The organism is Phenylobacterium sp. (assembly GCF_041920015.1).
Taxonomy (GTDB): Bacteria; Pseudomonadota; Alphaproteobacteria; order Caulobacterales; family Caulobacteraceae; genus Phenylobacterium.
Genome location: NZ_JAYRST010000091.1, coordinates 1 through 11970, shown reverse-complemented (window position 1 = coordinate 11970; position 11970 = coordinate 1). Strand labels below are relative to the sequence as shown.

Here is an 11970-nt window from a genome sequence, read left to right as displayed (position 1 = left end):
GCTTCAACAAGCTTAAACACTTCCGCCGCTTCGCAACCCGCTACGACCGCCTCGCCGCCCACTACCTGGCCTTCATACACCTCGCCGCGTCCATGATCTGGATGCGCTGAATGTCGATTGGACCTAGTCTTCGAGCGGCATGCCGTAGAGTTCGAGCCGGTGGTCGACCAGCTTGTAGCCGAGCTTGCGGGCGATGGCCTCCTGCAGGGCCTCGATCTCTTCGTCGACGAACTCGACGACCTTGCCGGTCTTCATGTCGATCAGGTGGTCGTGGTGGACGTCGGTGGCTTCCTCGTAGCGCGAGCGGCCGTCGCGGAAGTCGTGGCGGGCGATGATGCCGGCCTCCTCGAACAGGCGCACGGTGCGATAGACCGTGGCGATCGAGATGTGCGGGTCGACCTCGTGCGCGCGACGGTAGAGTTCTTCCACATCGGGGTGGTCATGGGCGGCGGACAGCACGCGCGCGATGACGCGGCGCTGCTCAGTCATCCGCATGCCCTTTTCGATGCAGAGGCTCTCGATGCGATCCACGAACAGTCTCCCTGGGGAATTCAACTTGGGCCGAGGATAGGGCCGTTAAACCTTTCGGCCAAGGTCGCGGCGCATGACGATGGCGTCAGCAGCCGGCGCCGCGCCACGATCGTAGTAGCCGCGGCGCCGGCCGACCCGGTCGAAGCCGACGGCTTGGTAGAGTCCGATGGCCGGCAGGTTGTCGTGCGCGACCTCCAGGAACATGGCCTCGGCGCCCGCCATCCGGGCTGCGCCGGCCGCGGCCTCGACCAGGGCGCGGGCCAGGCCCCGGCGGCGCAGGGCGGGGTCGACCGCCAGGGTCAGGATCTCGGCCTCGCCAGCGATGGCGCGGCAGAGGATGAAGCCGGCGGGCGCCTCGCCCTCGACCAGCAGGGCGAAGCCGCCCGGCCCGTCGATCAGGGCGGCGATCTCAGCAGCGCTCCAGGCGTGGTCGAAGGCGGCCGCGTGGACGGCGGCCAGGGCGTGCGCCTCATGGCTCCAGGCGCCGCGCAGCTTCATTCCGGGAGGCTCTTGCCGCCTGGCAGCTTGGCGTCCGGCGCACGCAGGTAGAGCGGCCGCGGGGGGACCGGCGCGCGGGCCGCGGCGACCAGGGCCACGGCGAGCGGGTCGGTGTGATCGAGCGGCTCGATCCGGACGGCGGGGCGGACGGCGGCCAGCAGCGGCGCGCCGGTCCCGACCATGACCTGCGGGGCGAACTCGGCGACCCGCGCCGCGGCGATCTCCAGCGGCAGGGCGTCGGGGGCGCTGAGCGCCGCGCCGTCCTCGAAGGCCTGCAGGTAGACCTGGCCCCGCTTGGCGTCGAGCACGGCGAGCACGCGGCCTGAAAAGGGCTGGGCCAGGGCCTCCAGCGACCCGACCCCGACCGCCGGGATCGACAGCGCCGCCGACAGCCCCTTGGCGAAGGCGAGGCCGACGCGCAGGCCGGTGAACGAGCCGGGCCCGACGGTGACGCCGATGCGGTCCAGGGCCTCGAAGCCCAGGCCGGCTTCGGCCATGACCTCCTGCACCAGGGGCGCGAGCCGCTCCTGGTGGCCGCGGGCCATGGGGTCGATGCGGCGCGCCAGCAGATCTCCGTCCCGGACCACGGCGGCCGAGCAGGCGAAGAGGCAGGTGTCGAGGGCCAGCACGATCATGGCCGCGCCGATGTCCAGCAAGGCGCCAGCCGCCGCAAGGTCTTTTCCATCCAGAGGGCGGGAGGCGAGCCGTCGGTGGCGCGCAGTTCGAGCTGGCCGGAATGGCGCGCGCTTCCCAGGCGCGCGTCCTGCACCCAGACGAAATAGCTGGAGCCGTCGGAGGGCTGATCGGGCGCGGCGGCCGCGCGGCCAGCCAGCGGAATCTCGATCCGCGCCGGCGGCAGGGTCTCCAGTCCCGCCAGCGCAGGCGCCAGGGCCGGGCAGGTCCGCGAACTGGCCCAGGTGATGGCGGCGGCCTCGCCGCCTCGGGTCTCGACGCGGCGGGCGATCAGAGCCTTGTCATGAACGAAGAGGGTGACGCCGGTGGTCGGCAGGTCGCCGGCGCGATAGACCGCGAACGCGCCCGAGGGCATCTGGCCGTCCAGGCGCGCGCCCTTCAGAACCGGCCAGTCGTCCTCGCTGGCCGCGGCGGGCGCAGCCAGGATCGCAGCGCCGGCCAGCGCCAGGATGATCGTCCGCACCGCCCCCACAGACTGGACCCTAGAGCGTCTGCTCGACGCGGGTCACCTCGGGCACGTAATGCTTGAGCATGTTCTCGACCCCGGCCTTCAGGGTCGCCGACGAGGACGGGCAACCCGAACAGGCGCCGCGCATGTGCAGCCAGACCACGCCGGTGTCGGCGTCGAAGCGGTTGAACAGGATGTCGCCGCCGTCCTGGGCCACGGCCGGGCGGATGCGGGTGTCGAGCAGGTCCTTGATCTCGGCCACCACCTGGGCGGTTTCCCCCTCGTAGACCACCTCGTCATGGCCGCCGGCCTGAGCGCTTCCCTCGGCGAACAGCGGCCGGCCGGCGCTGAAGTGATCCATGATGGCGGCCAGGATCGGCGCCTTCAGGTGCGGCCAGTCGTGATGCGGCCCCTTGCCGACCGTCACGAAGTCCGGCCCGAAGAACACGCGGGTCACGCCTTCTATGTCGAAGAGGTCGGCGGCCAGGGGCGAAACCTGGGCCTCCTCCAGGCTGCGGAAATCGTGCGATCCTTCGGCCAGCACCTCGCGGCCAGGCAGGAACTTCAGAACCTCAGGGTTCGGCGTCGCTTCGGTCTGGATGAACATGCGCCAGATGTGGCGTTTCGAACGCCAAATCGCAAGTTTTCCGTCGTGCTTTCCCTTAGGCCAAGTCGGCGATTTCCTCGTCGGTGAGGTCGCCGGGGACCACCGTGACCGGCAGCTTGCGCGCGCCCCATTTCACGCCATCCTTGGCGATGGACGAGACCAGGGGGCCGGGACCGCGGCCGCCGACCCCGGCGGCCAGGACCAGCACCTTGATGGCGGGGTCTTCGGAAATCACCTTGCGCAAGGCCAGGCGCGTGCTCTCGGCGTTGACGATGATGAACTCGGGCGGGACGCCGGTTTCGGCGACCACGAACTCGGCCATCTTCTGGAGTATGGCTTCGGCCTCTTCGCGAGCCTGGCGCTCGATCTCCTGGCGCACGCCGCTCCAGTGCTCGAACACCGCCGGCTCGATGACCCGCAGCAGGGCGACATGGCCCTGGGTCGAGCGCGCGCGACGGCAGGCGTAGCGCAACGCGGCCTGGAACTCCGGGCTGTCGTCGGCGATCACGAGGAACTTGCGCTGGCTCATGGCGCGGACGGTGGCCTGCGCAGGCGCTCTGCGCAAGCCACCTCGAACGCTAGGATATCAGGCGCCCCAGAAGCCGACGATCTTCCTGACCTCGGCCAGGGTGGGCGCGGCGGCGGCTCGGGCCCGCTCCGCGCCGTCGGCCAGCACGCGGTCGATCTCGCCCGGATCGGCCATTAGCCGGCGCATCTCCTCGCCCACCGGACCCAGCTTGGCGACCGCCAGATCGGCCAGCTTCGGCTTGAAGGCGCCGAAGCCCTGGCCGGCGAACTCGGCCAGCACCGCCTCGGAGGTGCGACCGTCGAGGGCGGCGTAGACGCCGACCAGGTTTTCCGCCTCGGGCCGGCCCTTGAGCTCGTCCAGGGTCGCCGGCAGCGGCTCGGGGTCGGTCTTGGCCTTGCGGATCTTCTGGGCGATGGCGTCGGCGTCGTCGAGCAGGTTGAGCCGCGAATTGTCCGAAGGATCGGACTTGCTCATCTTCGCCGCACCGTCGCGCAGCGACATGATGCGTGCGCCAGGCCCCTGGGTCAGGGCCTCGGGCAGCGGGAAGAAGCCGGGGACCTCGAAGTCATGGTTGAACTTCGCGGCCACGTCGCGGGTCAGCTCCAGGTGCTGGCGCTGGTCGTCGCCGACCGGCACCTCTGTCGCCTTGTAGAGCAGGATGTCGGCGGCCTGCAGCACCGGATAGGTGTAGAGGCCGACGCTGGACCGCTCCTTGTGCTTGCCCGACTTCTCCTTGAACTGGGTCATGCGGTCGAGCCAGCCCAGGCGGGCCACGCAGTTGAAGACCCAGGCGAGCTCGGCGTGCTGCGGCACGGCCGATTGCGGGAAGATGGTGGCGACCTTGGGATCGAGGCCCGAGGCGAGATAGGCGGCGGTGATCTCGCGCACCTGGCCGGCCAGCAGCTTGGGGTCCTGCCAGACGGTGATGGCGTGCAGGTCGGCCACGAAGATGAAGGTCTCGACCTCGTGCTGCAGGCGGACGAACTTCACCAGGGCGCCGAGATAGTTGCCGAGATGCAGGGCGCCGGACGGCTGGACGCCGGACAGCACGCGTCGGGGACCCGAATAGGCGGGGGGAGCTTGGTCGGTCATGGGATCAGGCTTTTTGCAGGAAAAACAGGCAGGCGCGCGCATCCGCGCCGGGAAGGGCGGGGATCAGGCGCTACGCCATCGCCACGTGTCGCGTCCGAAAGCCATGGCCGATGCGAATAAGGCCTGGCGGCCGCGACCGCAAGCCCGTCAGAGGTCGGCGGGCGCGGCGGCGTCGCCCGGTCGGCGGCGCAGGGCGGCCTTGATCTCGGCAGGCGTGATGCCGCGGAAGACGAGCAGCAGCAGGCCGTAGAGCGCCACGCCGGCCGCCGCGGTGGCCAGGACGGCGATCTCCTTGGCGCCCAGGCCGGCGAAATGGAATCCGCGCAGCGGCGCCTCGATCAACGCGCGCTGGTGCGAGGCGAGGCCCAGGGCCAGGCCGAAGGCCGTGCTGGCCGCCGCGATCCGGGCGATACGGCTCCAGGCCGCCCTGGTCGGCGAGTAGTCGCCGCGCCGGGCCAGCAGCAGCGCCATCTGGACGACGTTGATCCAGGCCGCGGCGCTGGTCGCCGCGGCGATGCCCTTGACCCCGATCACCTGGAACAGCGCCAGGCCGAGCACGATGTTGACCGCCACCGAGATCAGGCCGAAGCGCATCGGCGCCTTGGTGTCGGCGCGGGCGAAGAAGGCCGGTTGCAGCACCCGCGCCAGCACGAAGGCCGGCACGCCCCAGCCGTAGTTGAAGAGAATCCAGCCCGTCTCGCGCGCGTCCTGTACGGTGAAGGCGCCGCGGGTGAAGAGGCCGTCGATCAGGAAGAACGGCATGGCCACCAGCGCCGCCGCGGCCGGGGCGGTCAGGGCCAGGGAGAAGATCACGGCCTGGTCGGTGGCGGCCTGGGCGTCGTCATGATCGGCCGCCTGGATCGCGGTGGAGAGACGCGGCAGCAGGGCGACGCTGACCGCCACCCCGATCAGGCCCAGCGGGAGCTGGTAGAGCCGGGCGGCGACCTCGGTCCAGGCGCGGCCGCCAGCCACCTGGGAGGCCAGGATGCCGGAGATGAAGATGTTGATCTGCACCGCGCTGGCGGCGATGGCGCCGGGAATGGCCAGGGAGACCAGGGCCTTGATCTCCGGCGTCAGCTTGGGCCAGCGCAGGCGGATGTGCGCCCCGGTCCGGCGCGCGCCCCACCAGAGAAGGCCCGCCTGCAGGACGCCGGCGATGGGGATGCCGATCGAGGCGGCCCAGGCGGCGCGCACCGGATCGGTCTGAGGGATCACCGCGGCCAGCATGACCAGGTTGAGGATGGTCGGGAAAATGCCCGTGACGATGAAGCGCCGATGGGCGTTGAGCACCCCCGACAGCAGGGCGCCGATGGCCATGCACGGCAGGTAGGGCATGCTGATCTGGGTCAGCACGATGGCCAGCTTGAACTTCACCGGGTCGGAGGCGTAGCCGGGATTGATGACGTACATCAGCCACGGCATGGCGAGCTGGGCGGCCAGGGTCAGGCCTATGGTCGCCGCCGCCAGGGTGGCCAGGGCGTCGGAGGCGATGCGGTCGGCCTCCGCCTGGCCTTCGCCGGTCAGGGTCTTGGTGTAGGCGGGGATGAAGGCCGACGAAAACGCGCCCTCGGCGAAGATCCGCCGAAACAGGTTCGGGAAGGCGAGCGCGGTGTAGTAGGCGTCGGCGGCGATGGTGGCGCTGGCGCCCAGGCGCGCGGTCAGCACGAGGTCGCGCGCCAGGCCCATGAACCGGCTGACCAGGGTCAGCCCCGACAACAGCAGCGACGAGCGGATGAGGCCGCCGCCTTGCGAGGCTTTCCTGGGCGTGGGCGCGGGCTCTGTCACGACTGGCTCAATGCGCCGCGCCGTGCAGAGCGGTCAAGCGGCGCGATCGGCATAGGCCATGGCGTAGTCGACGAAGGCCCGAGTCGCCTCCACCTCGTCCGGATCGGCAGGCTCGGCGGCCGATTCATGGCCTTTCCGGAGCGCCCTGGCGCGAGCGATGAGGCCGCTCCAGCGAGGGTCGAGAACCGCCTCGGCCCAGGTCATGGCGGCCTTCTTCGACGTCACCGTCCCGGTCTCCATGGTGTGGAGGATGCGGCAGAAGAGGCCGACCCAGAAGGCCTGCCAGGCCACCAGATGCATGGGCTCCAGGCCGACGGAGACGCAGAGGTCCATGGTCTTCCGCACCTCGGCCTTCAGGGCGGCGGGGCTGACGGGATCGACCAGGGTCGCAGGGTCGGGACCGGCCAAGACCACCCCCTTCTCGCGCAGGCACCAGCGGACCACCTGGCTGTTGTCATGCTCGGAGCGGACCAAGGTGTCCGAGCCATGGTCGAGATACCAGAAGGGATAGGCGAGCGGCGGCGCGCCGGACATGCCCGGATCGCCCCAGTCGTCGGCGCGCGGCTCGCTGGGAGGATCGCGCGGCTGGGTCGACCAGGCGCGCAGGATCGCGGCCGGGGCGTAGGACCCCTCCAGACCGTTGCGCCAATAGGGCGCCGGCAGGCGGTGGATCTCCTTGTGCAGGGCCTGGAGGCGGGCGAGCTGGCCGGGCGTCAGGTCCTCCTGGGTGACGACGATGAAGTCGCAGTCCGAATAGGGGGTGTAGTCCCCCACCGCGAAGGAGCCTTGCAGGTAGGCCCCGACGAAGTTGTCGGCGAGCGCGGTCTGGGCGCCGGCGAGAAGGCGCTCCAGGACAAGGTTGAGCTCGGGATAGGCGGTGAACGCGCGCGGGCGGGCGTCGGAATGGGTCATGGGATGTGTCCGGAAATAGCGTGAGGAGCCCGCGCCGGTGCGGCGCAGGGGGCGTCTGGCCGCCGATCAGGCGGGACGGGTCAGATCCTCAGGCGCTCTGTACACATGCCGTCAGCCTAGCGGGGTCCGCGGAGCGCGGCAATCGCCCCTCCCCCGCCGGCTATCGCGCGACGCTGGCGCGGGCGCGCTGCAGGTTGGCGCGGGGGCGTGGGGCGGCGGCCTCCACCTCCTCCAGCGAGGCGGCGAGGGCGGCCTTCAGGGCGGCCATGCGCTTGGGATCGGTCAGCTTTCCGCCATCGGGCTCGGTGACGTAGAAGGCGTCCACCGCCCGCTCGCCATAGCCGTCGATATGGGCCGAGAGGATCGAGAGGCCAGCGTCGGCGATGTTGCGCGCCAGGGCGACCAGCAGGCCGGGGCGGTCGCGGCCCGAAGCCTCGATCACCGTGGAGACCTCGGACGCCTCGTTGTCGAGCATCACGGTCGGTGTGATGGTGAAGGCTGCGGCGCGGCCGAAGTCGGTGACCTTGCGCGGCTCGCTGCGGGGGAGCTCCTCGCGCGCCGCCGCCTCCAGCGACTGCGCCAGGCGGCGGAGCTGGGCCGGGGCGCTGGCCCCGAACGCCTGGCCGGTGGCGTCCTGCACATAGAAGATGTCGATCGCCTGGCCCTGGCGCGAGGTGTAGACGCGCGCGCCGACGATATTGGCCCCCGCGGCGGTGACGGCGGCGGCGAGGTCGACGAACAGGCGCTTGCGGTCGGGGGCGGCCACGACCACCTCGGCAGCGTTGAGATCAGGCCGGACCTGAGCCTCGGCCGCCGCGCCGCCGGCCACGGCCGCACGCCGCGCCAAGGCGCCGTGGACCAGAATCTCGGGGTCCGGGAAGGCGGAGAAGTAGACGTCCTCCATGGCCTGCACCCATTCGGCCGCAGCCGGGTCGGCGGCGATCAAGCGCACGCGCGCGTCGTAGGCGGCGTTCTCGTGATAGCGGCGGATGGCGGCAGCGGCGTCGGACCCGCGGCCGCCACGGAACACCGCCTCGGTCGCGCCGTAGAGCTCGCGCATGAGCTGGCCCTTCCAGCCGTTCCAGACGCCTGGCCCGACGGCGCGGATGTCGGCCACGGTCAGCACCAGCAGCAGGCGCAGGCGCTCCGGCGTCTCCACAATGCGGGCGAAGTCGGCGACGGTGCGCGGATCGGAGACGTCGCGCTTCTGAGCGTAGTCGCTCATCACCAGATGATGTTCGACCAGCCAGGCGACCATCTCGATGCGCTTGCGGTTCAGCCCTAAGCGCTCGCACGCCTGGCGCGCGGCGCGGGCGCCGGCCTTTTCCTGGCCCCCTGCCCCGCCCTTGCCGGTGTCGTGCAGCAGCATGGCCAGGAACAGCGCCTCGCGATCGTCGATCAGCGGCATGATCGAGGTCGAGAGCGGGTGATCCTCGGCGAACTGGCCGGCGGCGATGTCGGCGATCACCCCCACGGCGCGCAGGGTGTGCTCGTCCACCGTGTACGAGTGGTACATGTTGAACTGCATCTGGGCGACGATGCGGCCCCATTCCGGGATGAAGCGGCCCAGGACGTCCGCCTCGTTCATCATCGACAGGGTGCGCTGCGGATTGCGGCCGTGGGCGAGGATGTCGAGAAACACCTTGGCAGCCTCCGGATCGCGGCGGATTCGCGCGCCGATCATGCCGGCCCCGCGGCTGGCGGCGGTGAAGGCGTCGGGATGCAGGTCGAGGTCGCGCTGGTCGGCCAGGCGGAACAGCCGCAGGAGGTTGATCGGGTCGGCCTCGAACACCTGCGGCCCGTCGATGTTGAGGCGTCCGCCTTCCTCGTGGAAGCCCGGGTCCAGCTTCTTGCGCCGGGGCTTGCCGCGGCCGGGGATCAGCCGCGAGAGGCCCTTGGGCTCCTGCTTGATCTGCTCGGCCTCCAGCTTGGCGGCGAACACCCGGGTCAGGGCGCCGACCTCCTTGGCGATCAGGAAGTAGCGGCGCATGAACCGCTCGACGGCGGGCGCGTCGCCCCGGTCGCCATAGCCCATGCGCCGGGCGATCTCCGGCTGCAGGTCGAAGGTCAGCCGCTCCTCGGGCCGGCCGGTGGCGAAATGCAGATGGCTGCGGACCGCCCACAGGAAGTCGAAGGCGCGGATGAAGCTCGCCACCTCCCGGCGATCGAACATGTCGAGCTGGACGAAGCCGTCGACGTGGCTGACCGGGTGCAGGTACTGGGCGATCCAGAACAGGGTGTTGAGGTCTCGCAGCCCCCCCTTCCCTTCCTTCACGTTCGGCTCGACCATGTAGCGGCTGGCGCCCGCCCGCTCCTGGCGGATGTCGCGTTCCTTCAGCTTGGCGGCGACGAACTGGGCGGCGGTGCCCTTGACCACCTCGGCCCGGAACCGGCGCAGCAGCTCCTCGGCCAGGGCCGTGTCGCCGGTGAGCTGGCGCGCCTCCAGGATCGAGGTGCGGATGGTGTAGTCCTCGCGGCTGAGCTTCAGGCACTCCTCGACCGTGCGCGAGGCGTGGCCGACCTTGAAGCCCAGGTCCCACAGGGCATAGAGCATGTATTCGATCACGCTCTCGGTATGGGCGGTCTGCTTGTAGGGCCGCAGGAACAGGAGATCGAGGTCCGAGAACGGGGCCAGGGCGCCGCGTCCGTAGCCGCCGACCGCCAGCAGGGCCAGGCGCTCGCCCTCGGTCGGGTTGCGGGCGCGGAACACGTGGACGGTGGTGAAGTCGTAGAGGGCGGTCACCACCTCGTCGGTGACGCCCGACAGCAGGCGAGCGGTCTCGATGCCGCCGGCGCCGTTCTCCAGCCGCTCCTTGGCGATCATCCGGCCGCGGAACAGGGCCTGCTTGAGGATGTCCAGGGCGCGGCGGCGCTGCTCGGCCTCGTCGCCGACCGCATCCAGCGCGGCGGCCGAAAGCTGGGCGCGCAGGCGCACGCCGTCGACGACGTATTCCAGGCGGGTCGGACGGAGGCGAGGCGGCATGGACGAGATATAGTCCTCGCGGCGACCTCTGCCGAGGGCAAAGACGGCGGGGCGCCAGAGCGAGCGCGAACTGGCGATTTTCGCATCAGGAAAAGGCTGAAAGCTTCACCATATGGAGCGGTATGGCCTTGGGGTTGCGCAGATCGCGCACCGCTTACCTATCCTTAACGGCCACCCCGCAGGAGGAGTGTGAAGCAAGCCTATAGCGGAGCAGGTCATGACCGACAGCGGCATGAACGGACGTCTCGAGTTCATGCAGGTCGGTCCGGAGACCCGCCAGACGCTGCGCGCCGCCCGACCGCTGATCGCCGAGGCCCTGCCCGCCGCGCTCGACCACTTCTACGCCCAGGTACGGCGCACGCCGCAGGCCCGCGTCCACTTCCGCGACGACGGGCATATCACCAAGGCCCAGAACGCCCAGCTCCGCCACTGGCAGACCATCGCCGAGGCCGAGTTCTCGAACGACTACGCCAAGGGCGTGCAGGTGATCGGCGACGTCCACGCGCGGATCGGGCTGGAGCCGCGCTGGTACATCGGCGGCTACGCTCTGGTGCTGGAGCAACTGGTCCGCGCGGCGGTCGCCGAAAAGGCGCCCCGAGGCTTCGGCGCCAAGGCCAAGACCGCCGAACTGGCCGACACCGTCTCGGCGCTGATCAAGGGCGCCATGCTCGACATGAGCCTGGTGCTGGACGTCTATTTCGAAGCCGCCGAGGCCGACCGCGCCAAGGCCGAGGCCGAGAAGGCCGAAGCCGCGGCCGAACAGGCCCAGGTCGTCCAGACCCTGGCGAGGGCCCTGTCGGGCCTGGCCCAGGGCGACCTGACCAGCCGCATCGACCGGCCGCTGGCCGGCGACTACGCCAAGCTTGGCGCGGACTTCGACGGAGCGGTCGGGGCTTTGCACGACGCCATCGATTCCGTCGTCGCCTCGGTCCAGGCGGTCACCGCCACGGTGAGCCAGCTCAAGGCCTCCGGCGAGGACCTGGCCCGGCGCACGGAGAACCAGGCCGCCTCGCTGGAGCAGACCGCCGCGGCGGTCGAAGAGATCACCGTCACCGTCCGCCATGCGGCCGACACCGCGCGCCAGACCGCCAGCGCCGTGGCCGACGCGCGCCAAGCCGCCGAGCAGAGCGCCCCGGTCGTAGAGGCGGCGATCTCGGCCATGGGCCAGATCGAGGGCTCGGCCGCCAAGATCAGCCAGATCATCGGGATGATCGACGAAATCGCCTTCCAGACCAACCTGCTGGCCCTCAACGCCGGCGTCGAGGCGGCGCGGGCCGGCGATGCGGGCAAGGGCTTTGCGGTCGTAGCCTCCGAGGTGCGCGCGCTGGCCCAGCGCGCCGCCGGCGCCGCCAAGGAGATCAAGGGCCTGATCACCGATTCCAGCGAGCAGGTGGCCCAGGGCGTCGACCTGGTCGGCCAGACCGGCGAGGCCCTGACCCGCATCGTCGGGCGCGTGACCGAGGTTCACGGCCTGGTGGCCCAGATCTCGTCCTCGACCCAGGAACAGGCCACCGGCCTTGGCCAGGTGAACAGCGCCGTGAACGAGATGGACCGCGTCACCCAGCAGAACGCCGGCATGGTGCTGGAAACCGCGACCGCCGCCGCCGACCTGGCCCGCGAAGCCCAGACCCTGGCCGATCTGGTCGGCCGCTTCCGCCTGGCCCAGGCCGCCGCGCCACGGCGGCGAGCGGCCTGAGGAATCCGCTCCCCGACCACTGCGGAAGCACCTTGAGGCGCTAGAGTCCCGCCCGCGCGATCAGGTCCGCTAGAGCCTGCTTGGTTTAGATTGAAGCATAGCCGGCGTGGCGAAGGTAGTTTGCGCACTCGGTGGGGCTGAACAGATTGAGCAGATCGCCGATGCGCCGCCAGACGGTCTCGATGGATCGCTCGTC

General features: G+C 70.6%; 11 protein-coding genes and 1 pseudogene. 2 read left to right on the top strand and 10 right to left on the bottom strand.

Annotated elements, in window-relative coordinates:
• A pseudogene (locus ACE3TL_RS14840) lies at nucleotides 1-110 on the top strand (IS5/IS1182 family transposase); the annotation flags it as partial.
• Nucleotides 111-123: 13 nt separating this feature from the next.
• Here ACE3TL_RS14840 and ACE3TL_RS14835 read toward each other — a convergent pair.
• The 10 genes from ACE3TL_RS14835 to ACE3TL_RS14790 form a co-directional block, all read right to left on the bottom strand.
• Complete coding sequence (locus ACE3TL_RS14835; protein ID WP_374532685.1) at nucleotides 124-531, bottom strand: Fur family transcriptional regulator; 408 nt, start codon at nucleotides 529-531, stop codon at nucleotides 124-126.
• A gap of 45 nt (nucleotides 532-576) precedes the next feature.
• Entirely contained in the window at nucleotides 577-1029 is a 453-nt protein-coding gene (gene rimI / locus ACE3TL_RS14830; RefSeq protein ID WP_374579452.1) for a ribosomal protein S18-alanine N-acetyltransferase, read from the bottom strand.
• Nucleotides 1026-1661 carry a tRNA (adenosine(37)-N6)-threonylcarbamoyltransferase complex dimerization subunit type 1 TsaB gene (gene tsaB, locus ACE3TL_RS14825; protein ID WP_374579453.1) on the bottom strand — a complete coding sequence of 212 codons (636 nt, stop codon included), beginning with the start codon at nucleotides 1659-1661 and terminating at the stop codon, nucleotides 1026-1028. Before tsaB ends, rimI begins: the two co-directional genes overlap by 4 nt.
• Nucleotides 1661-2185, bottom strand: a complete 525-nt coding sequence (locus ACE3TL_RS14820; protein ID WP_374579451.1) for a hypothetical protein — start codon at nucleotides 2183-2185, stop codon at nucleotides 1661-1663. The genes tsaB and ACE3TL_RS14820 overlap by 1 nt, the downstream gene beginning before the upstream one ends.
• Before the next feature lie 19 nt (nucleotides 2186-2204).
• On the bottom strand, nucleotides 2205-2777 hold the full coding sequence (locus tag ACE3TL_RS14815; RefSeq protein WP_374579450.1) for a NifU family protein: 573 nt from the start codon (nucleotides 2775-2777) through the stop codon (nucleotides 2205-2207).
• Nucleotides 2778-2832: 55 nt separating this feature from the next.
• Complete coding sequence (locus ACE3TL_RS14810; RefSeq protein ID WP_374579449.1) at nucleotides 2833-3342, bottom strand: universal stress protein; 510 nt, start codon at nucleotides 3340-3342, stop codon at nucleotides 2833-2835.
• Between the two features lie 21 nt (nucleotides 3343-3363).
• The gene (gene trpS / locus ACE3TL_RS14805) at nucleotides 3364-4398 is read right to left on the bottom strand and encodes a tryptophan--tRNA ligase (RefSeq protein ID WP_374579448.1); all 1035 of its coding nucleotides are present in this window, start codon (nucleotides 4396-4398) and stop codon (nucleotides 3364-3366) included.
• A 147-nt stretch (nucleotides 4399-4545) separates the two neighbouring features.
• Nucleotides 4546-6183, bottom strand: coding sequence for a murein biosynthesis integral membrane protein MurJ (gene murJ, locus ACE3TL_RS14800; RefSeq protein WP_374579447.1), 1638 nt, complete (start codon nucleotides 6181-6183; stop codon nucleotides 4546-4548).
• Between the two features lie 33 nt (nucleotides 6184-6216).
• Entirely contained in the window at nucleotides 6217-7095 is an 879-nt protein-coding gene (locus tag ACE3TL_RS14795; protein ID WP_374579446.1) for an aminoglycoside adenylyltransferase domain-containing protein, read from the bottom strand.
• Between the two features lie 160 nt (nucleotides 7096-7255).
• Nucleotides 7256-10078, bottom strand: a complete 2823-nt coding sequence (locus ACE3TL_RS14790) for a [protein-PII] uridylyltransferase (protein WP_374579445.1) — start codon at nucleotides 10076-10078, stop codon at nucleotides 7256-7258.
• Nucleotides 10079-10295: 217 nt separating this feature from the next.
• On the opposite strand from ACE3TL_RS14790, the gene ACE3TL_RS14785 reads away from it, so the two are divergent.
• Nucleotides 10296-11774 (top strand): methyl-accepting chemotaxis protein, encoded by a 1479-nt coding sequence (locus ACE3TL_RS14785; protein WP_374579444.1) that lies wholly within the window; start codon nucleotides 10296-10298, stop codon nucleotides 11772-11774.
• Nucleotides 11775-11970 lie beyond the last annotated feature (196 nt).

Bases quoted from the DNA above. Each gene is read 5' to 3' on its own strand.
- rimI (WP_374579452.1), bottom strand. From the start codon at position 1,029: ATGAAGCTGCGCGGCGCCTGGAGCCATGAGGCGCACGCCCTGGCCGCC.
- ACE3TL_RS14815 (WP_374579450.1), bottom strand. From the start codon at position 2,777: ATGTTCATCCAGACCGAAGCGACGCCGAACCCTGAGGTTCTGAAGTTC.
- trpS (WP_374579448.1), bottom strand. From the start codon at position 4,398: ATGACCGACCAAGCTCCCCCCGCCTATTCGGGTCCCCGACGCGTGCTG.
- ACE3TL_RS14795 (WP_374579446.1), bottom strand. From the start codon at position 7,095: ATGACCCATTCCGACGCCCGCCCGCGCGCGTTCACCGCCTATCCCGAG.
- ACE3TL_RS14790 (WP_374579445.1), bottom strand. From the start codon at position 10,078: ATGCCGCCTCGCCTCCGTCCGACCCGCCTGGAATACGTCGTCGACGGC.
- ACE3TL_RS14785 (WP_374579444.1), top strand. From the start codon at position 10,296: ATGACCGACAGCGGCATGAACGGACGTCTCGAGTTCATGCAGGTCGGT.